The sequence below is a fragment of the Desulfolithobacter dissulfuricans genome, assembly GCF_025998535.1.
Classification (GTDB): Bacteria; Desulfobacterota; Desulfobulbia; order Desulfobulbales; family Desulfobulbaceae; genus Desulfolithobacter; species Desulfolithobacter dissulfuricans.
Window position 1 is genome coordinate 1,878,959 of sequence record NZ_AP024233.1, and the last position, 25,444, is coordinate 1,904,402.

15 protein-coding genes, 1 tRNA gene and 1 pseudogene are annotated in these 25,444 nt (G+C 51.5%); 5 read left to right on the plus strand and 12 right to left on the minus strand.

What is annotated here, in order from left to right:
• Window positions 1-356 precede the first annotated feature (356 nt).
• Window positions 357-1,943, minus strand: coding sequence for an AAA family ATPase (locus GF1_RS08400; RefSeq protein ID WP_267926090.1), 1,587 nt, complete (start codon window positions 1,941-1,943; stop codon window positions 357-359).
• Between the two features lie 523 nt (window positions 1,944-2,466).
• On the opposite strand from GF1_RS08400, the gene GF1_RS08405 reads away from it, so the two are divergent.
• Window positions 2,467-3,711, plus strand: a complete 1,245-nt coding sequence (locus tag GF1_RS08405) for an ISL3 family transposase (protein WP_267926041.1) — start codon at window positions 2,467-2,469, stop codon at window positions 3,709-3,711.
• Window positions 3,712-4,861: 1,150 nt separating this feature from the next.
• On the opposite strand, the gene GF1_RS08410 is transcribed toward GF1_RS08405, so the two are convergent.
• The 4 genes from GF1_RS08410 to GF1_RS16470 all read right to left on the minus strand — a co-directional run bounded on the left by GF1_RS08410 (window position 4,862) and on the right by GF1_RS16470 (window position 15,233).
• Complete coding sequence (locus GF1_RS08410; RefSeq protein ID WP_267926092.1) at window positions 4,862-11,122, minus strand: DEAD/DEAH box helicase; 6,261 nt, start codon at window positions 11,120-11,122, stop codon at window positions 4,862-4,864.
• Window positions 11,123-11,148: 26 nt separating this feature from the next.
• Entirely contained in the window at window positions 11,149-14,094 is a 2,946-nt protein-coding gene (locus tag GF1_RS08415; protein ID WP_267926094.1) for an STY4851/ECs_5259 family protein, read from the minus strand.
• Window positions 14,049-14,522, minus strand: a complete 474-nt coding sequence (locus GF1_RS08420; protein WP_267926095.1) for a hypothetical protein — start codon at window positions 14,520-14,522, stop codon at window positions 14,049-14,051. Before GF1_RS08420 ends, GF1_RS08415 begins: the two co-directional genes overlap by 46 nt.
• 444 nt (window positions 14,523-14,966) lie before the next feature.
• Window positions 14,967-15,233 (minus strand): group II intron maturase-specific domain-containing protein, encoded by a 267-nt coding sequence (locus GF1_RS16470; RefSeq protein ID WP_353740455.1) that lies wholly within the window; start codon window positions 15,231-15,233, stop codon window positions 14,967-14,969.
• Between the two features lie 154 nt (window positions 15,234-15,387).
• Between GF1_RS16470 and GF1_RS08425 the strand changes: the two genes are divergently transcribed.
• A complete protein-coding gene (locus GF1_RS08425) occupies window positions 15,388-15,567 on the plus strand; it encodes a hypothetical protein (protein WP_267929162.1) in 180 nt (59 codons plus the stop codon).
• A 623-nt stretch (window positions 15,568-16,190) separates the two neighbouring features.
• Here the strand turns inward: GF1_RS08425 and GF1_RS08430 are convergent.
• Window positions 16,191-17,153 carry a hypothetical protein gene (locus tag GF1_RS08430; protein WP_267926096.1) on the minus strand — a complete coding sequence of 321 codons (963 nt, stop codon included), beginning with the start codon at window positions 17,151-17,153 and terminating at the stop codon, window positions 16,191-16,193.
• A 667-nt stretch (window positions 17,154-17,820) separates the two neighbouring features.
• Window positions 17,821-18,222 carry an RNA-guided endonuclease InsQ/TnpB family protein gene (locus tag GF1_RS08435; protein ID WP_267926097.1) on the minus strand — a complete coding sequence of 134 codons (402 nt, stop codon included), beginning with the start codon at window positions 18,220-18,222 and terminating at the stop codon, window positions 17,821-17,823.
• An 86-nt stretch (window positions 18,223-18,308) separates the two neighbouring features.
• Here GF1_RS08435 and tnpA point away from each other — a divergent pair, with 86 nt between their 5' ends.
• Both tnpA and GF1_RS08445 read left to right on the plus strand, forming a co-directional pair.
• Window positions 18,309-18,722, plus strand: coding sequence for an IS200/IS605 family transposase (gene tnpA, locus GF1_RS08440; RefSeq protein ID WP_267926098.1), 414 nt, complete (start codon window positions 18,309-18,311; stop codon window positions 18,720-18,722).
• A complete protein-coding gene (locus tag GF1_RS08445) occupies window positions 18,723-19,835 on the plus strand; it encodes an RNA-guided endonuclease InsQ/TnpB family protein (protein ID WP_267926099.1) in 1,113 nt (370 codons plus the stop codon).
• Window positions 19,836-19,922: 87 nt separating this feature from the next.
• Here GF1_RS08445 and GF1_RS16475 read toward each other — a convergent pair whose 3' ends face one another.
• From GF1_RS16475 to GF1_RS08465, 5 genes and pseudogenes are all read right to left on the minus strand, one after another.
• Window positions 19,923-20,969 carry a tyrosine-type recombinase/integrase gene (locus GF1_RS16475; RefSeq protein WP_353740408.1) on the minus strand — a complete coding sequence of 349 codons (1,047 nt, stop codon included), beginning with the start codon at window positions 20,967-20,969 and terminating at the stop codon, window positions 19,923-19,925.
• A gap of 160 nt (window positions 20,970-21,129) precedes the next feature.
• Window positions 21,130-21,206 (minus strand) — tRNA-Pro (locus tag GF1_RS08450).
• A gap of 139 nt (window positions 21,207-21,345) precedes the next feature.
• A pseudogene (locus GF1_RS08455) lies at window positions 21,346-21,627 on the minus strand (HU family DNA-binding protein); the annotation flags it as partial.
• Window positions 21,628-21,805: 178 nt separating this feature from the next.
• Window positions 21,806-22,639 (minus strand): ATP-dependent sacrificial sulfur transferase LarE, encoded by an 834-nt coding sequence (gene larE, locus GF1_RS08460; RefSeq protein WP_267926100.1) that lies wholly within the window; start codon window positions 22,637-22,639, stop codon window positions 21,806-21,808.
• A 5-nt stretch (window positions 22,640-22,644) separates the two neighbouring features.
• Window positions 22,645-23,844 (minus strand): homocysteine biosynthesis protein, encoded by a 1,200-nt coding sequence (locus tag GF1_RS08465; protein ID WP_267926101.1) that lies wholly within the window; start codon window positions 23,842-23,844, stop codon window positions 22,645-22,647.
• 494 nt (window positions 23,845-24,338) lie between these two features.
• Between GF1_RS08465 and pheA the strand changes: the two genes are divergently transcribed.
• Window positions 24,339-25,442 (plus strand): prephenate dehydratase, encoded by a 1,104-nt coding sequence (gene pheA / locus GF1_RS08470; RefSeq protein ID WP_267926102.1) that lies wholly within the window; start codon window positions 24,339-24,341, stop codon window positions 25,440-25,442.
• Window positions 25,443-25,444: the final 2 nt, after the last annotated feature.

A 25,444-nucleotide genomic window follows, 5' to 3' on the forward strand; every position in this document is an offset into this window, starting at 1 on the left:
CTCCTCCTGAAAAGGACAAGAGCTTCCTGAAGAGCCAAGTGCGTCAATTCATAGCACACAGACAGAGATGAGCAATTGTCAAAAAATGGCAGCCCGAGAGGCTCAACTGTAACGTATCCGCCTATCTCAACATCTCATCACCATTTTCCGGGCTGCCATATTGGATCATAGCAGGCAAGTTACCCGTTGTCCAGACCGACAAATCATCATGAGCGGTGTTAACGGCAATCTGAAAATGTACCATTTCTGGCGCTTGAACTCAGTCAGCCGGTACCCGGCTGAAGGTGATTGGATTTTTCGCTCTTACCCTTCTTTTGCGCCTTGACAACCGGGGGCCTTCTAGGTGTTAAACACTTTCATAGATTACGCAGGGGTAAATGAGCGCTTAACTCCTGTTCAATGAGAGCACCGAGTTCCGACAAAGGATCATCCTCCGCTGCAATGAGCGAGTTACAAACAAGATCAATATATGAATCAGAAGTCATTCCAAGTTGTTGCGCGGCATCCCTTAAAAACACTTTCCCAGGAAAAAAGGCCATAAAATCTTTCTCGTTATCTGCTAACGCTGATTCTAGGGCCAATTTTTCTTCATTGAATATAGCCGCAGGCGTCACCCCCCATGTTGACGGCTCAATGGCATTAATATGCTGCGTACAGACATCATTGATGTCTGCAGCAATATTCAGCGAATTCAATACCATGTTAAATTCATGCTCACAACGTCGTTTAAATCGCTCCGATACTTGTTTATTAAATAGACCCTGATCGAATTTCCTTTTTGCCTTATCAAGGAAGGAACTATAAGCAGCTTCAGATTCCTCTGATTTTTTTCCAAGATGTTTAGCTATACAAAGGAAAACATTTCTAACGCAAACCAGATTCTCAACTTCATGTACCGATAATACTGAAACCGATTCGGGTAAAGCATCAATGAACTTCTGAGGCCAATAATCTCTATCTATGATTCCGATAGCATCAACACCAAAAACTAATGTACTTTCAGAGAAAGTAGACGTGCATTTGACAACATCTTTACCAGATCCGGCAGGAACTACTGCTGTTTCAGGACTACTAAACCATGCTGAATACAAGCGCTGATCCAAGCTATTACCCTCGGTTCCTTCGCAAAAGACTATTCGTCTTGCATGAATAGAAAAAGACGCCGCTGCGAGTAATGATTCGGCTAGATCATCTGGAATTCCCTCTTTTAGGCAGACGAGCTGGGGTTCGTTATTTGGTCTTATTATGACAAAATGGGCGTTGCGTCTAGATAGCGCGAATGGGAGATCGTGTGTAATGTAAACAAATCTACAATCAGGTCTTAGACTCTCTAGCTCTGACCAAAACCTTGAGGCTAGACGACTATGAAAGTGGACCTCAGGTTCATCAACTATAATGATTTTTTGCTCAGAATCTAAAACACGTCCAGTCAAGTAGAGTGCAACACGTTCACCATCACTCATCTGTTGAGCGGGATATTCACTCCCTGATATATTGTAATCAGATCTTACCCGAGGATGATAACCAGAAAAATCTATGTGTCTGCCAGGGAAAAGTCTTGCCCAAGCATCGGATAAGCGCATTAATTTTGTGATTTCTGGGGATACACTTGGGTCCTCAGCGTGGCGATTACGGAAATCGATAGCAGAAGCCGAATCCTCGGCCATCAACTTAGAAAAAAGCTCATTTATTTCATTAGAAAGCTCCCAAGGTTGTGAACGACGCCTGTTTAGGTGATTGTTAAGTTCGTTTTTAGCTTGATCCATTGACCTCATAACAACATTTGGTGGCAATGCAATATTACGTAATGCAGCTATCATATTCGCATTATTCATACTGACCATAGTGATAGCATGCCTAGTCTTTCCAGAGCCGTTGGGCCCAATAATCACAATCGGCTCAGTCCCTGGAATAATGATGTTGCCTGATACTGTTACATTCATTGATTATCTTCTATGTGTTATCGAGGTAGGACTGCCGGTTACCCAGCAGCCCCCTCGCAGATCCCTGCGTGCGGTTTTCCCGCACAGAGCTCTTCGATATTGCTCGCTTCGTACAGAAGCATTGATATGCTTCCTTTGCTATTCCCCGCAGTGAGGTTTGCTTGCAGTGTCCAGCCCTTCATGTCCGGTACAAGTTCCCTTTGCAGGCTACGCAATACCGTCATCCCCTTCCCCATGTGATCGGCCCTACCGTCTCAGAGTACTATGAGATGATCTGACTCTCTGCCACCCATCAGACGTTCTCCTTGTGGTTGATACGTCCTACCTCTGCGGTAAAGCTCGATGCAGAGGAGGTGACAGGGCCTCCCAGGTTCCTGACGCTTCTCTCATTACATGCCACGCTCTCGGACCCCGGCAGTCCCTCGGGAATCTTACCAAAACGATTCCTTTTGGCTCCTCGACGTTTTGAGTGGATTTGGTATATTTTGTGACCAAATCCACTCGAAACGTCGGAGGTGTCAGGATGAACAGTCGTGACGTTATCAGTCTTGGACTTGGCCTGGAAGCCCCCTGGGAAATCAAGGGACAGATTCTGGACACGGAGAAGGTTCCCCATGAACTGCGCCTTACCATCAAGGCCGACCGAGGGGCGAAGTATCCTTGCCCTGTCTGTGGAGCCATGTGCAAGGCTCATGATTTCAAGGTGAAGACATGGCGGCATCTGAATTTTTTCCAACATCACTGTTACATCACCGCCCCTGTCCCCAGGATTCGTTGTGAACACCATGGCGTGAAACAGATTACCGTTCCCTGGGCTCGCAAAGGCAGCAAGTTTACCCTGCTTTTCGAGCAGGCGGCCATGGTATTTGTCCGTGATATGCCGGTACTCACCGCCGCTCGGATTCTGGAGATGAAAGACAAGCGGTTGTGGCGGATCATCCGTCACTATGTCAACCAGGCCCTGGCCCGGATGGACTTGAGCGGCCTGAAAGCCTTCAGCCTGGATGAAACCAAATCCCGTCGCGGTCATCGTTACATCACCGTGTTCATCGACTTGGACCGCAAGGAAAAACCGGTAGTCTTTGCCACTCCCGGCAAGGGCAAAAAGACACTGAAGGCATTCAAGCGGTTTCTGGCCGACCACCAGGGAAAGGCGGAGAATGTGGTCGAGGTGGTCTCTGACATGTCCGGAGCCTTCATCTCCGGCATAAAGACCCACTTCGTCAACAGCAATATTACGGTGGACTGGTTCCATGTGGTCCAGCTGTTCAGCAAGGCAGTGGACGAGGTGCGCCGCAAGGAAGCAAAGGAAGTACGCATGCCCCGGGCTGCGAGATGGGCTACTCTCAAGGCAGCGGAAAGCGACCTCACGGAAAAGCAGCTTGATGCGCTGGCAGAGCTTGAGGCCATGGACCTGCACACAGCCGAAGCCTGGCGCATCAAAGAGCTACTGCGCTGGGTTCGCCGAGCAACGAATCTGCGGGCGGCCAGATGGCGGCTGACCTGGTTTTTGAATCTGGCCAATGAGCTTTGCGATGACAAAAAACTGTTGGCTCCGGTCAGAAAGGCGCTGCGCACAGTGGAAAAGTACCGGGAGGAGATTCTTGCCAGATGGATATCAGAACATAGCAATGGACGCATAGAGGCCCTCAACGGAATATTCCAGGCCGCCAAGGTGCGGGCTCGTGGATACCGAAACGATGAGACATTCATTACCATCATCTACCTTCTCGCTGCTCCGTTACAGAACCTGCTGAAATCCACATGAAATGACGAAGAGCCTTCCTTTGTACTGGCTTCCGGCACGTTAAAACCGTCGCCAACTGCATTTATTGCTTCTTACGAGGCTGAATTGCTTAGGGGAGGTACGTCTCCCCTGCGGCCTGCAATGTTCCCTGTGTACGCTTCACCTGTATTGTTCGTCCAGTACTGCTCTTAAAGGACTCCGCCTCAGGCGCAACACTCGGTACGGGCTACTGGTCAGGCTTTGCCCGATGGGGACTTCCTGCCGAGCCTACGGCAGGGCACCCTATAAGAAGCGCCAAGCTGCGCCTGGCGCACTAACGCCCCGCATAACTGGACCAAAAAAGCAGCTCGATTTATTAAAAAAAACACCGTATGCATGAGAGATAATTACCTGAAAAAAACAAGCTTTTTTTGTTCCAGTTAACGCTATTGTTAGCTGTATTATCCATGTTGAACCTCAAATGGTCGTAACCTTAAATAGCTAAGAGCTAATAGTGCAGCCAGGTGGGCTTCGTTTTTTTCGACGTGATGACCCGAATCGTGAGAAAGCCGATTTAACAGTCCGTTGAAAATATCCATCCCGGCCAGGAAGATCATCCGGTGACCGGCTTCATCACCACAACCGGTTTTCCTGGCCAGACAGGTTGCAGGTTGCGAACATGAGCCGATCTGGGCGTGAAAATAGTCATCAACAGGCCCATAGTTGCCAGAATAAGCCGCGCCAGGGCATCGGGACTCCTTTGTTTGATAAAGTTTTTCGGTATTTTAACCGATCAACCGATGGGTTCAATTACTTTGCTGGAAAATGTGAGTTTTTCAACGGGCTGATATGCTACTGTTGCTATGGAGAATCTCGCTGATCTTTGCCAACTCTTTCGCCTTGGGGTGGTCAGGGGTTGCTCCTGACAGGGGTAACTGCTGAATGCGTGCTTTTCGCATCGTTTTTGCGACTCCGGAAATTGGTTAATCACGTAATTTTGAGAGGTTATGTGTCTTTTCCTTACCACAAATCGTCAAAAACGTCTCCCCAAAAAGGCGATTTCATCTCATAAAATCAAGCAATTATATTTTCACGGACGGACACAATCTAATCTTCGGTCGAATTGGGCGTCTGTTGAAGAATTGTGCTGGTTGTCGGCAAAGGACAGGGCCATTTTTGTTTGAGACAACCCTTATCCTCTTTGAATTGCGAGAATTGTTGGAAACGAATTCATTCCTTTTACGGGTAATTTGTTCTTCATTATAAGTTCTTCCAATTTGTCCACTTGATGTACTGGGCCATCCGAAAAAGGGAAAGACATTCTGTTAGCTGTCTGCCAATATGATAACCCTTGGTCAAATGCGACAACCAGTTTTTTTCCCGATGCAAATGTTACGGTCAGAAGGCGTCCATGTTCTATTTGATGTTTATCTCTGTTGAAAACAGAAATATCCAAACCGTATCGCACGAAAATCCCTTTTATTACCTCTTCGCGCATCCGGTTATCTTTCCAATCATGCCACAGAAAAAAAGAATTCCTTTCATATCGTTCTTGGGTCATGTTGAGGGTAACAAAAGATATGGCAGATTGTGGCCACCGTTCTTGCCCGACGATACCCCGCAAACCGGATATGAGTTCAACAAACAGAACTCCTGTTAAAGGAGTCTTCAAGTATCGGTCCGTATAACGAACGGATACGATATTTTTTATTGAATCGCTCAGCAGATCCTTGCTGGCTGGATGTTGCTCCATAACATGACGCCAGAATCGAGTTCCAAAGCCTTTTACAGGGCCGTCTAATTCATGATGAATCTGTAAAACACAGTCACTGTTTTCTGTCACAGACGATCGCAATTCATCTGGCTCAAGTCTGGTGAGCGTTACCGCGGCTGTCTGTTCACCGTCATTTCGTACCAGCATTGCGTCCGCATCTTCTCCCCTACCCCAGAGCTGATTGAAATATTGAGCTGACCGATGCGATGTAGCCCAGCAACTTTGCATTCGGCCACCGATTGTTTCGGCAAGAAGATATCCCTTACCTGCCTTTGCCGCTTTTTCGGTTAGACAAAAACTGATGTTCGGATGATCGGCCATGCTTGCAAGAATAAAGCGATCGATAAAATCTAGTTTCTCCATGACCTGACGGGGCAGGACGATTTCCACATTGATATTTTGGCCAGCCAAACCATAAGCCACTGTACGCAACGATGAAGAAGATAACTCCCACGACTCGACGGATCCGTCTGTATAACAACGAGCGCCTGTACATCCATTCTTACTGATGGAATAACGTAGCGCTTCGCTGATACTCTTGTATTCAGGCGAAGATGACGGACCGAAATAGGCATATTCTTCAGGAAGACGCAAATTATGCAGCCACTTGATATCCAACCACAGCAGAGCAACGTGCCTGTCCAGACTCTCCATGGCAAAGCGTTGGTCAAAGTCAAGCACACAATGTGGGCAGGCACTATCACATTCTCTGGGGCAATTCAATTTCTCGTAGGCCTTATTGAAAAGGTTGGAAAGAAAATTATCGGCCCGCGAAGAATAGCCTGCTGCAAAATGATCAAAAATCAAAATGGACCAACAGACGACACCTGGTTCCGGTTGCCCCTGTTTGACCTCACAACCAAGTTCAGTTGCCTGGACGCCGATCAACTCCGCCAGGCTATCGCGCAAGGCAACGGCGATAGTCCGGGCAGCGATTCGATCATCCAGCCATACACCGTCCTTGTTTTTAAGCTGCAGCTCAAAAATATCCGTGTGCAGCTCGTGTCCTAGACAGATTCCCTGTTTGATTTTCCGGTCATCAGCCGGACAGAAGCCTTCTTCATCCTTTGCCCTCCGTAATTTTCTATGAGGACGCGCAAATACTCTTGGCAAATCTCCGTTTGGAGTCATGGGCTCCGCCCGACCGCAGGATAGGCAGAGTGCATAGCCGGTTCCATGAAGCCCGCGGGAATGATGAAAAACATGTCCAATCGTTGTACTCCTGAATCGGCCAAGCTCCGGATTACTCAAGGCAACCCAGTCCCCTTGGGCATTGATCCAGGGAGACTCCACTGGAACATACTGCTGAAAGCTAATATCATTGTCAGGTATTGAGTAAAAATCCACGGCAAACCCTGCCGGTTCAAGAAATTCGTGAATGTCTTGCTGTTCGATTTCCTCTCCGCAATAACAGCATTCGGCGGCCAGTTTAAGATTGGGACTGGAACCACTGGCACCGCAGTGCCGGCATCTCCAGGCAAAACGGATCTCCTGAACCTCATGAACCTCTTCAGTGTCAGCCGGAATGTGCCAATTGAGAGTGATACCGGCTGAACGGTAGACTAGGCCATTCATGACCACTTCTGCTCCTGGTGCATATTCCCGCAACGCTGTTGCCAGATCACGACTGGCCAGATCACGCCGCTGAAAACGGTTATCATCCCGACGGTTCTTCCCCCCGTTTTCCCGTCGAGCCATGCGTGCTCTGAAGCGATCCACTGTAAGGTTGTCAAAAGAGGCAATATGGGCGGGAAAACCGTAGGCCGGCAGGTACCCCCGCGTTGCCAGTTCTCTGAGCAGATACTCTTGCGTCAGCCTGGACAGCCGATAGGTGACTGCCCTGCTGGCAGGTGATTTTTCTCCAGCTACACGGATAAACTCCAGTCGTTCATTTTCCAGGTGTTGCCATTCCAGACGCCATCGCTCCATTATCTCGGTCATCTTCTCTGCAGCAACAGCGGTATGTTTGGCCAATGGTTTGTTTTCCAGAATAGAATACCGCACCAGACGATTGAGGCCTTCTGCCAGCTCAGGACTTTTTTCCGGCGAAAAATCATTGCACCATGCACAGTATTGTTCCGCCCAGGGTTCATCGCCAAGAAAGAAAAAACCGCAGTCAAACTTTATCTGGTCTACCCCGAGACCGGCGAGCTTTTCCGCCAGAAAACGGGTGAGAAGGAAAGAGTTAACATGCCGCTGAACGATAACAGGGCTATCCAGTGAAACAGAGGGTGCTGCTAAAGGGGTTTCAAAAGCCCACAGCGTATTGGCAAACACAGCCTGATCTAAAGGATTGGCCTTACACAGGGTCAAGGCCAGAGAGCGGGCTTCCTTTCTGCGGCCGGCCCGGCCGGCCCGCTGCAAATAGTTGGCGGGATGGGGCGGTACATTGTTCATGGATACCTGGCTTATTCCTCCGATATCAATGCCCATTTCCATAGTGGTGGAGCAGGAAAGCAGGTTAATGTCTCCTGTTTTGAATTTTCTTTCAAAATGTTCAAGAACCTTTGCCTCCTGTTGTGCCGAATGTTCCGCTACTCTGAAATAGGGAAACATCTCAATCACCCGATCATGGAGAACAGACCATATACCCCGTTCCCGCAGCTCGGCAATTTCAGGCTGCTGTTGTAGCCACTTTCGTCCACGTTTTATCCGTTCAACCGCATCGGTTACCCCGCCAAAGGCCTTATCATAAACCGGCATTTCCACCGCTTTGCACGACGCCGTATCATCGGTAGGCTTTTTCTCAGGCAGATAGGGCGTAACACCTTTCAGGGTCGTATCGAGCAGACGTCGGGTCACCGGGCAAATCCAGGCCCTATGTATCGGGAGGAAGGCCAGCTGCTCGAGGGGAAGAACAAAACCGTCTGCCGTCAACTTGAGAATCCGTTTTTCCGTCAATAGCTGCCAGGCTTCCTGTAATACCGCATCAACCCTGTCCTCTCCTTCCGCCGTCTGGATATCGGTATGCATAACGTAGGCAAGCAGACGCACGAGCATTGATCGCATACCACTGCGTCGTGCTCGGGGCCAGCGGCGTTGGTTGCTGCCCGCATCCTGTTCATCAGGCTGAACCAACCAGCTTTGCCGGAAAGGCAGCCCCATCCATTGGCGCCAGGCCGGTATAATATCAAGAGAACCGCCGGAACGGACAAAAAAATCAAGACAGAGTTTCAGAAAATTTTGCCACTCAGACTCGTCAAAGGCAGCCGCCTGTTTGACCAACTCTGGCACCGTTTCAATACTGTCAAGAGCCGGATAGCAGACTGCCACCATTCCCATGGTTTCCAGACTGTTCAACCGTTTCGGACGGCGTCCAAATTCCCTCACCAGAAACATACGGGCAAGCTCATGACGACCACTATCGCCCGTGAATACCGCTGGCGCAAATTCACGATATTGGGCCACCATTCTGTCAAAATCCCTGCCCTCGCCAGTCAACAGATTGGCCAACTCTGTAAACGGAATAGGGGTTGGACGTTGCAACCTCTGCAATTCTTTCTTTTTCCGGGCAATCATGTCTGCCAGAGATGACATATTTGCCTTTTCAAGTTCTGCAATGTCAGCGGCCAGTTGAGCGGCCTGTTTCCCGCCGCCACTTGCAGCAAATTGCAAGGTGTGATGATAAATCAGGCTCCGAATATGTCCACGTTCAGCCTCCTGCTGCAGCTTGATGGCCATGCGCGCTGTCCCTTGCCTACTATCGTTGAAGGTGAGCAAACGGCGTCCTCGCCACGGATGATCCGCAGGTTTCTTTCCGTCAGGAGCAAACTCCAGCAACGTGGGCAGAATAGTGCTAAGCAGAAAGGGCGCCCCCAGCCTGCTCATCTGGAACAGCGGCCTCCCTCCGGGGCGATCCTGTTGCTCACAGGCAGGGCATAGCAGGCCTTCCCCGCCATCTTCATGCGCCAGAAGACGTAAGGTGTTATCACCTGCCTCGGTTATGCTCCGGGTTTTCTTGTCAATATCCAAGGGACCGACCTGACTGAGGGGGTGGTTGACAATAAGAACGCGATAGTTGAAAACTGCGGTTGCTTCAATTGTTTCATCGTCTTCATCTCCGGTTTCCACATCAAGTTCAAACTCATCCAGAACCGCTGGGGGCTGGAGCTGAGTAAGAGAACCATTGTTGTCTTCTGCCAACAGATACACCTTGCCGCAGTCATTGCAACGAACAATTTCAAATACAGGGCTGCCGCAGGAACAGTGTTTGCGAGGCTCAAGATACACATCCCCATAAGGCCAGTGCGGATCGTTCAGCCGGGTTCCTTCTTTTTGCGGGCAGTCCGGATCTGCACAAGCCCATAGACCACCGACGGTCTGATGGAAGAGATGTACGCGAAGCGGAAGAAAACTTTCCGCAATACCACCTTTTTTTTTCTGCTTTCTTGTCCCGGTGAGCACATCCAGCCAGCGCAGGGACAGCAACTGTTGCTCCCGACTGAAGGTTTGTTCTTTTGGAAACAGCTGCTGACATACAGCGGAAAGTCGAATTACATGTATCCCTAGCGGATCATGGGTAAAAAGGCTGCGGATTGCACGGGCTGTGGTATTGCAAGTCAACGCTCTGTAGCGCTGATTGGACACTTCCTGTCCACCATCCATGGCTTCCAGATCTTCCAGTGAGACAGACGGTTTTCCTTTTTTCTTTTTTGGCAGTTCAGGTACCTGCCGTTGACCCGCAACAAGCTGTACCTGATCTATCCTCACACCGGCCACCTCGGCCAGGAAATTACGCAGATCTTGTCCGGCCTTGCCTTCAGGGTCGCCAATGGTTGCTGAGGTCGCAATAAAATGCACCTGTTCCGCCTTGACACCGAAAGCGAGCAGAACCCGCCTGATGAGCAGGGCCGCCTCGGCTGCCTGGGAGCCGACATAGGTATGGGCCTCGTCAAGAACCACCCATTCCAGTTTACCCTGGGACTGTTCCAGAATAGGCGCATCCACTGTCCGCACCAGCATATATTCCAGCATAGTCGGGTTGGTGACCAGCATTGGCGGGGGACTGGCACGCAGGCGTTTCCGGTCCAGTACCTCGCTGGGAAAATCCTTGTGTTCACGAGCAGGCAACTCTTCGGGAGTATTGCCGTTGTACAGACAAAAACGAATATCTTGACCGAAAGTGTGGGTCCAGGCCCGCAATCGTTCCCGTTGGCTGTTGATTAGCGCGTTGAGAGGATAGAGAAACAAGGCCCGGACCCCGACAAGCTGCCCCTGTTTTTTCTCGCCCAAGCGGACAAGGTGGTCAAGGATAGGCACCATGAAACATTCTGTCTTGCCGGAACCTGTGCCGCTGGTAACGACAAGAGATTTCGGAGGTTTTTCGGCAAGCAAACGCCATGATTCGACCTGATGGGTATAGGGGCGCAGCTCCTTGGAAAAACGATATTCCCCTGCCAGCTCCTTTGGCGGCCTGTCCATGGCTGCCACCAATTCGGGATGGAGTAGCCGTTCCCTGTTTGCCAACTGCTCCATGGATATCTCAGCGGTTTTCCACCCAAATACAGCTTCAAATGCAGGATCGGCCAGAAAGGTTCCCCTCACCCCATACGGTCTGCTGAAAAGATCGTTGAGGTGTCGTCGCAGAGGAACATTGGCAAATCCCAGACGGCTGATGGCAGCCTGCTTGCTACGTTCAGCAAGGACTGGAAAAAGCTCGGAGAAAAAGGGCAAACTCATGGGGAACTCCTCGTTAGAGTAAGATATTATTCACTTGCTGTTTGGGCCATCAGGCCGTTCGCCAGACAGCGGGCAATGATCAGATTGTAAGCCTCGTCAAACCAGTCAGGATCAAAGGCATGACAGGTTCGCAATAGTCCTATCCGGGAAGGATCCCCGAGCCATTCTCCCGAAGTGCCATTGGCACATTGAACGGCAAGCAGGATCGGCAGGTTAATGACTAAATCATGAAAGCCGAATGAATCTGGACAGAGGTATTCCGAATACAGGGGGTGACGCCGGGCCATGGACAACAGATCAATGTCAGCTTGGGGCCACTGATCCTGGGTGTGATTACGCAACAGATGTTGCAATGGACTGGCATTTCCTTCAAATAGCCTTGACTTTGCCTCAGGGCCAACGACAAACTGCAAGCCAACACGATTTTGCTGCGCTTCCGGATCAACAAATCCCCTAGCCAGGCCCAGAATATATTGCAAGGCAGGATGGTCATCAGAGAGTCTCTCTGACACGGTGTTTATGTGCGTCAACAGCACTTTGCGGCCAAGATGATCACCAAAAGTAGTCAGGCACTGAGTCCGCAGGGTAGCCATAACCTGTTCCCAGATTGAATACGGAACAATCTCCCAGGCAAACGGTAATTCCTGTGCGAATCGGCGCAAAAAATCACGGGGCAGGCTTCCCAGACGAAAGGCCAGCGCGGCCATGCCTATGGGTGATTGGGCAAAACAACGCCACAGGTCAAGAGCTGTCAGGGACAGATGGCCGACCTGTCCGGCCAACTGCTCCACATCCTGCCACATGGGATCCTGAAAATCTGTTGCCAGTTGCTGCACTGTCTCCAGCAACGCCTTTTGCCGCTGGTTATAATCCGCGTGTTCCATTGCCCTGGCAAGAGGAGTGCTGGCATCCATGTCCCCTTCAATCGGCCATAACAATGGACGAATCATTAAGGGGCTGTCAGGGGCCGGATACAGCAACCATGGTCCCGGTTCACGATTTCCCGGATCAACTTCCCAACATCCGCAGGCCACGCCCTCGCTCATTTGTTGGCGCAGGTCAATGACAGAGTCATCCTGTTGGAGAAGATTTATGGCTTGGATACGAAGAGCGGCCAATGTTTCATGATCCAGGGTTTGCACGGTATTATCGTTGAGCAGGACTTTGTCGGCATCCCTTTTCAAATGTCCTGTGTACCGGGCCACTTTCAAATGAAAGATCTCTGCTCCGTCAACTATGATATCAACCCGTACCGTGGTGTCGAGGTCATCATCCATGGACAAAAGGTGCTGGATATCCTCCAGGTAATTCTGCAGACGAACCACCTGTTGCAGACTGTCTGTCCCCAGGTGCAGGGTAAAGGATCGATTGGCACCGTCTGCACTTGAACGGAAAACCATCTCCATATGAGCGTTGTACCGTGGAGTATGAATGGTGATTCTGGCTCCTAACAGCTGTTGCATGGATATTTTTGTCCCCTCGGGCAATTCTCGCCCTGCCATGTCAAAGGCCCGCACTCCCTGGGCAGGAAACGGCAGGCGTACTCTGACCGGAGTTGTGGTACGGGGCCAAAACACCTCGATGTCCACCTGTTCCGGTGTATGTTGATCAGGTGCAACGCCAAAGCTCAATTCCAGAGTGTGGAAAACTTTTACCACATCAAGTAGCACTCCCGAGGTCAACAGTCTGGCCGTGTTCGCTCCCCAGTGTTTCAGGGTAATGGTGCCGGAACGGGGACCATGAGCAGTAACATCAATGGTAGCTTGATCTGGCAGGAGAACCATACGGCTGCGAAAAAGCAGTTCTCCGCTTGCCGGATAACGTGCCACAACCGGCCCAAACGGAAATCCTGCTCCATGACTGTTCGGCGTAAGAAAGGCGGGTTTTCCCGAGGCAGATTTCTGAAAACCAGTCTGGTCAATGATATGCAGTTTCGGTTTACCGAGAAAGGCCTTAGCGGGACTTATGAAATGTTGCCAGAGTTGCCTGCCACGCCACACATATGCTATTTCCGTGGCATCTGCCCGTCCGGTCTGGAAACGGAATGAGCCTTGGTCCCCATGAACCTGTATGGCACCTTGAAAACGAACAATCTTCCTGGAATTGAGCAAAAGATCGCCAGCCCTCTCAACCCGGCTGTCGTTCAGGCTTTCAATCCGCCACTCTTCGGGCAGAGCCAGCAAGGCCTCTGTTTCGGCAATCTTGCCGCTGCCCTGTTTCAACAGGCGAAATTCACCGTCTACCGAAAAGATCCAGGGCATTTCTATGTCCATTTCTTCGCCATGCACAACCTGGGCAAACCATGTACGACCATTCGGCGCGGCAAGGCAAAGCATGTGGGCCTCGGCCGCTTCCGATCCTGACCATTCGCATGAAATTCGTTCAATGCGATAGGCATCATGACCAGCGATATGGCGCAGATTCACAATCCGGCTCTGGTCACCCACCTGAAGAGACAGGTCCATCCGGCGGGGAAAATCGTTCGCCTCCGCGTTAAAAAAACGGGCAAGAATCTGCCGGTCAATGGTTTCCGGCAGGGAGAATGATGAATACAACTGCCAACCATCTTCACCCTGCTCCAGAAAACGCATCAGCGGGAAAGGAATATTTTGTTTCTCAACTCGCAGCTCAACAGCATCGCAAAGCAACTGGGCAACAAGCCCCTGGGCATCCTTATCCTCAAGGGGCAGGGAAAAGCGATCCCGCCAGCCCGGGACACGCTGATCCAAGCGGGCCACGGTTTCGGCACTTTTTGTCAGATCGGCTTCTTCCTTGAGCTGAAGTATGGTTATTATTACATCTGCCAGCAGAATATACACTGCCGGCTGACGGTAGCTTGAGGGTAACAGGCGTTGTAGGCTTTCCACCCATGTTTCAATATCCTGCTGGCTGGCGGTCGTACCCGCGGCAAGTTGCAGCACCCTTTTCAGGAGCCGGCCGATGCCGCCCCGCCCCTCGGCAAGAAGACGCAAAGGCAGACCGCCCTGCAGGGCAACGCTGAGAATATATCGCAGCCCCCGTGCTGACGGACTTTTACTCTCCAGGAGCTCAGACCGTTTTTTACGCAGCGCGACCGTTGCATGGCGTTCCAGGCATCAGGGTCTGCCCGCAGATCATGGAGAATGGGCTCCCAAGAAAATCCGGAGCCGTCATAGCGTCGCCGCCACCATTCTGCGCCGTACAGGACAAAAAGTTTGTAAAACAGCGGAACATCGGCCAGCCGGGCAAGATTGTCAAACCCGGAAAGGCTCGCAAGCCAGCTTTGCAGGGACTTCTCCAGGTCACCAAATTCCTGCTCCGTCATTCGGTAGCGAAACAGTTCACGACCATCCGGCCGGGAGAGGCCGCCTCGTTGCAGAAGAAATGTTTTGAGCCATGTTTTTTGGCAGGTATTTTTCATTTCAAGGCCCGTCCTGGGTTTGTTTACTGGGTCCATACCCCTAGTTGTAGTCCCTGACGTTCAAATCATATTTTTTCAATTGTTCCAGAAAGTCTTCATCCTGGAGCAGCTCGTCGTGTAAGCGTTCCCGTTATTTTATCATAGCCTGAAAAGTTAAAAAACGGGATCTGCCGGCAAGGCTTAAAGTACATTACAGATGTAGAGTAGAGCGCTAATGAGAACAGACTCCAACGACTAAGCCCCGCCGCACGCGGCTCCTACATACCAGATGGTTTTCCATTTGCATCAGCGCCCCCTTGTCGGTAGGGTCGAAGGTTGGCGCGGTACTCAAGAGCCCGTTTCCAACCCCCGCCACGACAAACGCAGCATGCGCATTTCCCGCATTACGCTTTCTCTGTTAATTTCATCTCAAGAATTATGTGTCCTATCAAACCGGCAGCACTTTCAGACATGGTAGTAACGAACTCCATAATCATTATACAATCCCAGAGTTTCATATAACCAAGCCCTACTCCATCTGTTCCAGCCGAAGCCACGGCGTTTTCTGGCATACATCAGATGTCGTCTAATCTTTTTCTCCACCCAGTCTTTGACATAGCCAAAACACTTACTGGAGTTACCGACGCGAAAATAGTTTGCCCAACCCCTTAATATCGGATTGATGAGATACACAACTCGATCCACGGGTTGAAATTGATACCTGCGGAACACATCCTTGAGCTTTCGCAACAGGGTAGTCCGTGAATTTCATTCGTGGAGTAACTCGTACTCCCCACGCACCACGGCGTATTTTAATCCGCCGAAAATCAAATCCCAGAAAACTAAAGTTCTTATCCTGGGTAAGATCCACTATGCGTGTCTTTTCTTGATTCAGCTGAACACCCAACTTTTCAAACTCTTCAACAAGACGCTTATCCAGAAGATCACCAGTATACACGGCAAGGGCAAGGCCCTGTCCATCCTGGCTCATAAACTGGGCCGGGCCGTGGACTTTATGCTCAAAAACAGACAGGGGTTTGATATGAACAGATTTTTTGCCGCATGACCTGGAGGGGACGGATGAACCGGACGTCTAACTGGAGCCACCGTTGTTGTTTTTCAGCGAGCATGTGTCTGTACCAGACACTGATGAAGACGCATCATGTGGCGCAACCACACCGGTCGGTGCTATGCCGCTTCCCGGCAGCCAATACGATTGATTGGTCGTCCGTCCCGCTCCGTCTGCATACTGATTATTTGATACGGTTCTGCTCCTCCCCCGAACCCGACACTAGCTCCGGCATGTTTTCTTGTACATGACCACGCTTCTTTGACTGGGACGGCATGAGGGTACGTGATTGTTTCTAGGACGCTGCAAGCCCTGCTTGCAGCAGCTGTCACCCGGCAGGAACTGCTTGCAAGTCCGCGGATAATCTGTCCGGTCTACGACGAGCAGTTGTTGGGCCCATTCTCGACCCGGACTGATTATCCGCTTCGAGTGGTAGCCAACTCCTTTCCTGTTGGCGGGATAGTTGATCCTCAATAGGTGTTTGGTGCAGAATTGCTGCCACCGAATATGAAACCCAAGACAGGGCGCTTCAAAGATCAGTCAGCCGGTGCCCGGCTGAGGGTGAAGCGATCTCGCCCCTAACTACTTTTGTAGCTTGACGACCGGGGGCCTTCTAGGTGTTAGCTCTTATTGATAGATTGCGTAAATTTTGTAAACTGCTCCAGCAAATTCCCTACGTTATCTAATGAGACATCGGCTGGATGGGCATTCTTTTTCACAAGACCAAAAACATCTTCTAACTCCATAAAAAGCTCTGCCAACTTTTTATTGATTTCCTTTTTCAATTCTTGATCTTCTGTGCCAATTATCTGAGAAATAAATGTCGCTCCACCACCGAGAAATCCATGCAAATGTGAATAACGCAAACTAATCAATTGATATAATCTATATTGCCCATAAAAGAAATAAGAGAGAAAACCTACAGATATTGCGACCCCAAATCTTAGAACATATCTTTCAATCTCGCCATATTGCTTAAAGTATTCCATTGCGAATGTACTAAATACAAAAAATGGTATAAACATTAGTGATATTATAAATCCAGCCATAAACCAATTCCTATGTCTTACCGATTTTTTTAATTCCTCTTCGATGTTGCCCTGGAAATTTTTTTGCAATCCAAGCTCTGCTTTAAGATCAAGAACATTCTTTATGCCTTTCTCGACCTGTGAAGATATTTCTGTCTTTAGCCTAAGTATATCAGACTCAATATTATGAAGTATTTCCTTCTTTAACGCTTCTACATCTGGGCTATGCTTATATCGTTGGACGATCGATTCAACAAATTCATCTATTTCACTATATATTTTCTCACCTTCCTCAAAATACTGAATGAGTTGCTGAGCGTTATTTGATCTCTGAATATTTGCCCACTTCTGATTCCAAACATTAAACTTTTGATCGAATTCAACAATCTTTCGATTCAACTCATTCCAATAATCAAATATAAAATATTGATTTCTTAGCTGATGATAAAATGCTCGTTTTTGGTCAAATCTTTGCTTAATCTGTTGTGATACTTGTTGAAGATGAGGACCTGATTTATCCTCAATCTCTTTCCTATCAAATATTTTATTGGACATGACCGCTTCCTTAAAATAGGCTAACAGGTTAATAAGTGGAAAATTTCCACTATATTCTCTCTAATATATGCTCATGCCTTCCACTTATTTTATATGCAAGGCCATATAAGGATAAATAGACAAACCCCTATCAACATATTGATCTCAATCCTGACTTTTCCATTTATTGCGATATTCAGTAACAAAGACGGAAAGCTCAAGCTTCTCCAGGAAACACCTCAGACAGCAAATCATCAGGAGTACCAACTTAACTAGTGGTACCATGTAACGACTTAATATTCCATTGTTTTATAAAAAAATCCCAGAAACTATTGCCACACAAGCGGTTTCGAAAGTTCAGCTCCGGAAGATATTGCGGCGGAGTCAAATCAGGTTAAGGTAACGGCATGCGGAGGAAAGAGAAAGGAGGCCGGACGACCTGAAAGAGATGTTTAAAGGGGTTGAAGCCGGAAGGGAAAAATAACTGAAAACAGCAGCGGGCAGACCACGTTTGCGGACGAAAACGGACCGGAGCCTGCCCGGATCACGCTTGATCGCGCGATTTCACGGGCATCCGGGCCTGAGCGATTCCGTTGTTTCTTTCTGCTCACCCTTGTTTTTTATTTTCCTTACCATAAATTGACATCCTCCCCGCCCTGAAGGACGGGGATTCCCTGTGCAAACCGAATTAGCATACAACAGGGAGCGGGCGTGCGTCACCGCTTCCCGCAGCTTCCTGCTTCATCGCAAGGGCCAACGCCTCCGCTCCACAGGCCAACACCCTGTGCCTCAGGGCTAAAATGTTCCTTGCCGCCACATCATCCGCATTGGCCTCATAATCGCATTCGACACAGTGGAACCCGGCCTGCGTCCTGCGGTTATCCCTTGGCACATGACCGCAGCAGGGACAGGCCTGGGAAGTATGCTGCGGCGGAACCTCCAGCAACATTCCACCCTGCCATGCGAGCTTGTACTCCAGCATGGACACGAACATGCCCCAACCCTGATCCAGAATGGATTTGTTCAAGCTCGATTTGGCTTTGACATTTCGACCGGGACTGTTCATCGTACCTTTGGCCGAACGGGTCATAGAACCTCCGCAAGGAAACTTCCGACTTTAGTCGGGAGAGGAATTGCGGGCTTGCATGGCAAGCCAGATTTGTTACCATGTGGAGTATGGTAGATGTTGTTTACAAACGTAATTGTGTGTATCAGACAGCATACCATGTGGTTTGGTGCCCAAAGTATCGCAGGAATGTACTTGTCGGCAAGATAGCGAAAGCGCTTGAAGACATGCTGGATGCAATTTGCGAGAAACGCGGTTGGTTTGTGATTTCCAGGGAAATCCAACCCGATCACATCCACCTGTTTCTGAGCATTCCGCCTGCCGTGGCCGCTGCCAATGCCGTAAAAATCCTCAAGGGCACCACCGCCCGCAAGCTGTTTGCGCGCTTCCCGGCGCTGAAAAAACGGTTGAGGGGCGGACACGTCTGGTCGCCCTCCTATTATGTCGGCACTGCAGGCAATGTCAGCGCCGAGACCATCCAACGATACATCGAGCGCACGGAACACATCAGGGGACGCCGGTAGATGCAGCGTACGATCTCGATCAAACTGGAAACCTCGCCGGAACAGCGACGGGCATTGATCGAACTGGCCCATGAGTTCGCCCAGGGATGTAATCTGGTCGCGCGTTTTGCTGCCGAGCGGCGAATCACCAACCGCGTCAAACTTCACCACCTGGCTTACTACCCGGTGCGCGAAAACACCCGCCTCGGGTCGCAGATGGTCTGTAACGCCATACGGGCAGTGGCCGGCGCCTACAAAGCCTTGAAAGCCAACAAGCGTTTGCCGAAAGACGGGCCGTTCACCGATATCGTTTTTGGCGGTCGGGGCGCCGTCCATTTCGACAAACGCACCTACAGCATCCGGGGCGAAACCCTTTCCCTCTATACACTCGACGGTCGCATCCAAGTGCCGATGCGGCTTGGCGAGTTCCAGCGGGCGTACCTTGATCGCGGCATCCCGAAGGAAGCCAAACTTGTTCAGAAGCCCAAAGGCTGGTTTTTCCACCTGGTCCTCGATGTTCCAGTTGGAAAGGCCCGCAGCGGCGGAACCCTTGGCGTGGACCTCGGCGAGAACAACATTGCCGCAACCAGCACCGGAAAGGTCTTTGGTGGCGGCAAACTTCGATACGACCGGGACCGATACCTTGCCCTTCGCCGGCGTCTCCAGCGCAACGGTTCGCAATCGGCAAAGCAGTTGCTGAAGCGAATCTCCGGCCGGGAGCGCCGCCATGTGACCCACGTGAATCACGAAGTCAGCAAGGCCATTGTTACGGAAGCGGTTCGTGTCGGTGCGGGTGTGATTGCGCTGGAGCGGCTGACCCACATCCGTAAGCGGATCAAGGCGGGCAAGCGCCTTCGCTCCCGTTTGCATCGTTGGGCGTGGGCGCAGCTTCAGGGAATGATCGCCTACAAGGCTGAGGCCATGGGGATTGAGGTGTTGTATGTCAATCCAGCATACAGTTCCCAGACCTGCAATAATTGTGGGCAGATCGTTACTCGCAAGCGACACACTCTCAGTTGTTCGTGTGGAAACCGGGCGCACTCGGATGTCAATGCGGCATTGAATCTTGCTCGGTTGGGAGAGACCGCCGTCTCTTCCAGGGGCGTCGTAAACCGTCCTGATGTGGCAGCTTAGCCTGACCATAATAAAAAGCCTCTGACTTCAGTCAGGGGTTGTTTACAAAAAATCAGGAAAGGTAGAACAATTTACCATTAGATAAGCTTATGTCCAAAGGTCATTGATCCGATCAACGGCTTCCAGCTTATGATCGTCCAAGAGATGAGTATATCGCCGTACCATCTCCATGGTGCGGTGCCCTAAGATCTCGGCCAGGGTACGCAAATCTACGCCTGCCATGAGTAAATATGAAGCCGCTGTATGCCTTAGATCGTGCATGGTGAAGTCCTTTATTTCCGCCGCAGCCACTGCATTCTCAAAACTACGCCGAAAAAAAAGATTCGGTCGGCGCCGGACACTCTCCCCCACCGAGTCCGGCAGGAAGACATACTGATCCGACCGCCAGTTGGGTGGCCGCATCTCCTCCAGCATATGAGCCGCCTCCCTGGTAAGTGGAACACGACGTCTGGTTGTCTTGGTACGAGGCAAGTCGATCATCCGTGCTGTCAAGTCCACTTGTCCCCAAGTCAACCCAGCACCTTCGCTGGGCCTCATACCAGTATGGAGTTGCAGACGCACATAGGGTGCCAAGGCCGTATTCTTTGACTCACAGCAACAATCGAGCAACATCCTGATCTCGATCCTGTCCAACAGCCGCAAGCGCCCTTCTGGCCGTTTTGGACGCCTGACATCCTGCGCTGGTTGGCCGCAATTTACTCCCCACTCCAACCTGGCAACCGTAAAAAGGTGGCTCAGAACGTCCATCTCTCGGCAAACCGTACCAGGCTTAACCTTCCGCAAACGGGCGTCGCGATAGGATGCAACCTGCGGACCCTTGATCTCCGAGAGTAGCGTCCCGGAAAAAAACTCCAGCAGATGTTTGAAAATCACTGTTTCCCTGGCCCTGGAGTTGCTTCTCTTTCCTGAGCTTACCTCCAGCTCATACCGTCGTAGCGCATCCTCGAACAGCATGTCATCCTGTGGGATGCCATCCTGGTCCAACCCAGCCCGCAAAAGTTCTTCAGTGGTCTCAGCCCATTGAAGAGCCTCCCAACGGCGGGAAAAACTTCGCGATGCCCGTTGTCCGTTGACACATACCTCAGCCAGATAAACGGTACCTTTTTTTCTCTTCCGTTTCCTAATCGTCGCCATTTTGGTCGTAAATTTGGTCGTAAATTTTTGTCAAAACCTGGCAAATGATGTCAAAAACCAAGCTATCACGACCACCGACGACAAACAACAAAAAAAGGCTGTATCCCCCGCAACAGGGGGATACAGCCTTATATTGTACCGGTACTGCTTTAAAATTTAATGGTCGGGAAGAGAGGATTCGAACCTCCGACCCCAGCGTCCCGAACGCTGTGCTCTACCAGACTGAGCCACTTCCCGACCGGATGTAATCATCTAATTTTTTTCTTTGCATCCCGTCGTCGCTGCACCTCTTGAGAAGGTACAGCGACGACGGGCTGTATAAAATAGAAAACAGCCGACAAAAATGCCAGCTGTTTTTTCAAATTCAGCTGTTTTTTTATTTCACAGCATCAGCCAGCTTGCTTCCCGGCTTGAACTTGGCAACCTTTTTGGCAGGAATCTTAATCATTTCACCGGTGCGGGGGTTTTTGGCCTGACGGGCAGAACGTTTTGCGACGGAAAATGTTCCAAAGCCGACAAGAGTAACCTTGTCGCCGTTTGCCAGGGCCTCAGTCACCGCCATCAGCATTCCGTTGAGAGCTTTTTCGGCCGCAGCCTTGCTGATGTCAGCGGCACCAGCCATGGATTCTACCAGTTCCTTCTTGTTCATACTTCCCTCCCTTTTGAATTGGCATTGCCAAGTTTAACCAGGGGCAATTCCTGATTCCTTCCTTTTTTATACACTAACGGATTTAAAACAAAATCAACACACTTTGTCAAAGGAAAAAAAGGCGCTTATTCCCAGTATACATACATTACAGCCGATTTTGTGGCCCCCGGAATTGATGAATCAACATTCATTTTTTTCGCCCTTCCAGGTCCACAAAAACCTTCTCCACATTATTTTTTTGAAAAAACCGGAGAACGGCCAGTCGAAAGGACGGTTTGAAAATCCGTTCCAGATCAACAGCCTGCAATTCTACCTTCACCTGGACCGGAGAGACTGCAGACATCTTGACCCGACAGCCGGCAAGCCCCATGTCCTCAAGTCCCCTTTCCCACTCCTCGATCCGTCGCAGCCGCTCCGGGGTGATTCTGGTTCCATGGGGTATCCTGGTGGCGAGACACGATGAAGAGGGCTGGTCCGCTGTGTCGAGCCCCCGGACCCGGCTCAGTTGCCGAATCTCTTCCTTGGCTAGTCCGGCCTCCACAAGAGGAGTTCTGACTCCCAGTTCATGGATGGCCCGCAACCCCGGCCGCCGGTCCTTGAGGTCATCGGCATTGGTCCCGTCCACCAGGCAGTAAAACCCGCGGGCCTCGGCCTGTTCCCTGAACAGCCTGTACAGCCGAAGCTTACACAGATAGCAGCGCTCCTCGGGGTTAGCGACGAATTCCTTCCAGGAGAGGGGCTCGATATCGAGCCAGGCCTGCTCAACCCCGGCGGGAATCCCGTGCCGGGCCAACCAGGAGCCGGCCCGTTCCCGGTCGCTCTTCTTCTGGAGAATGGAGCGGCCGTGCAGCACCAGAACATTGCCGGCCCCCAGCTCCTCCAGGGCGACATGAAGGAGCAGGGAGGAATCCACCCCGCCGGAAAAGGCCACCGCCACCCGGCCGTATTCCTTCAGCAGTCGACCAAGGTGGGCCGCTTTCTGTTCAGGCAGGGAGAGTGAATCCCGGCCCTGTACGTCCACCCGGCTCAACTGTCCTCGTCATTGTCAAAAGAGAAATCAACGGTGGGAAAATGGGCCACCGGCTCCGAGAGCAGGAACTTCTTTCTGAGAATCCAGTCCCGCAGGGTATCGGCAATCTCCCGGGCCTTGACCATGGACGACAGTGGTGCCGTGGGCACCTTCTTGCCGGCCACTTCTATCATGCCGCTCTTGAGCTCAGCGTAGCTGACCTCACCGTAGTTGCGCTGGATACCGTTGGTGTAGTCGTGGCCGTAATCCACCACCTGGGTGAAGATCTCTTCGTCGGACACGCCGGTGAACCGGGCCATCTCCTCGTTGAGGATCGGGATGGGCACACCGATGCCCACGGCCAGAGAGCAGCCGTACCCCTGGATACTCACGCCGCGCAGCCACTTGGCAGACATCTGTTTCAGGTCCCCCTGGACCATCATCGTCCCGGCCGGCCGCCGGGGAACCCCGTTTTCCCCGCGGGGAGCGCCGGGGTTGTGCTGGGTGCCGTGCCAGGTCACATAGCCGATACCACCGCCAAGGAAAATCCTGGTACCGATGCCGATGGTCCGGTACAGGGGGTCGTTGAGCAGGGGACTCAGCTCGCCGGCACTGCAGTAATTGGCATTCCGGCAGCCCGGTTTGAGCATGCCCATGTACGTATATACGGTGCGGTCGGAAAAATTGACCGCACAGTTGTAATTCTGATAGCCGTTGCGCGGATTGCACAGCAGGGCGTAGGGCATGTCGGCCAAGGTGAGTTCTTTCTTGCATTTCCGGTTGGCATAACAGTCGGTGGGATAGGCCTTGGCCTCAAGGAATACTGTTTTTCCGGCCACCAGATCCTCTATGACATGACCGCCGCCGTAGCGGAACTCGCCAGGATAGACCTTGTTTAAGGGGTCATCTTCAGCCAGCTCCGTGGCCCCGAGGTAGATATCAATGGCCGCCAGCCCGGCATAGGCCGACACCTTGTTGATCCAGACCTTCTGGGCCTTGATGGTCGGAACCGTCTGCCCGAAGTTGAAAAACGCCCCGGAAGAGCACATGGTGGAAAAGGTTCCAGTGGTCACCACATCCACCTTGCGCGCCGCTTCCACCGGACCTTCACTGCGGACGATGTCCACCATCTCCTCGGCAGTCACCACCACGGCCTCCCCCGCCTTGATCCGGGCATTTATCTCTGCATACGTCTTGTTTACCTGATATTCGCTCATATTTTCACCATCTGTCTGGGCTCGGTTATCCGGATACGGAAGGTTATATTATTGCACTCATCCCTGAGTGCAACCCTTTTTCCATCCCGGTTCCTCCTGTGCGCTCCAGGTCCCTGGTCGTACAGGGCCCCGGTGGAAGCGTATTCGGAGGCAGGACATCCCGCAGGCCGCCCCTGCCTCTCCCTGACCACAATGTGCCACTACCATTCAACCACGATCCCGGTGGTCTCGCGGATAAAAACCCCCACCCGGCGCACCGCCTGAGCCACTTTTTCCTTTGCAACTTCTTGCAGATGCTTTAGATTTTAAAGTTTGCATTGCGTACACCTTCTGCCTGGAAGACGGTCAACCTGTGGAAAAGACAAACTTTTCCATCACAACTCCCCTGTCCTCTCCCGGCACCATGGAACCAGGCCCTGCAGTATTTTCCAGCGGTTCTGCGGACAAAGCACCCGTCGCTTGAACCGGTTAACCTTTTTTCACGTACAGTTTTCATGGGCGACAAACAGACAATATCAGAAGTACGAAACCGCATCGATGCCATTGACAACAACATCCTCGAGCTGCTCAAGGAACGGCTGGAATGCGCCAAGGCCATCGGCAGGCTCAAGGACGAAACCAGCCGGGCCAAGTGGGATCCCCTGCGGGAGCGCGAAATATACGAACGTCTTCTTTGCGACAACAAGGGCGTCTTCCCGGAGCAGGCCCTGCGCTCCATTTTCCACGAGATCATCACCACCTGCCGGCTGTCCCAGAAAAAGATCGAGGTCGCCTACCTGGGTCCGGAGGCCACCTTCACCCACCTGGCCGGGGTGAAATATTTCGGCCAGTCCGCCTCGTACAAGGCCATGGAATCCATCGACGAGGTGTTCAACGAGGTGGAAAAGAAACGGGTCAACTACGGCATCGTACCGGTGGAAAACTCCATCGAGGGCGCGGTGTTCTCCACCCTGGACTCGTTCATGAAGTACAATGTCAAGATCTGCGGTGAGGTGCAGCTGCCCATCACCCACAACCTGGTCTGCCGCTCGGGCAACATCGAGGACATCCAGACCGTGGCCTCCCATGCCCAGCCCCTGGCCCAGTGCCGGGAGTGGCTGAAGAAAAACCTGCCGGACGTCCCCACCCTGCAGGTCTTCTCCACCGGGGCGGCGGCGCAGATGGCGGCCAACAACCCCAACATTGGCGCCATTGCCTCATCGCTCGCCATCAAGACCTACGAGCTGCAGGTGGTGGTCAAGGGAATCGAGGATTACCAGGGCAACACCACCCGCTTCCTGGTGATCGGCAACCAGTCGCCGGACCGGTGCGGCTCGGACAAGACCTCCCTGCTTCTCGGCCTGCTGGTCAACCGGCCCGGTGCGCTCAACGAGGTCCTGACCGTGCTTGCCACCCGCAACATCGACCTGACCAAGATCGAGTCGCGCCCCATCAAGGGAAAGCAGTGGAAGTACCTGTTTTTCCTCGATATCGCCGGCCATATCGATGATCCGATCATCCGGGAGGGCTGCGATATCCTCAAACAGATCTGCGCCTACTACGAATGGCTCGGCTCCTACCCGCGGGCCGACACCATCGACCTGGGTGGCAACGGTTGATC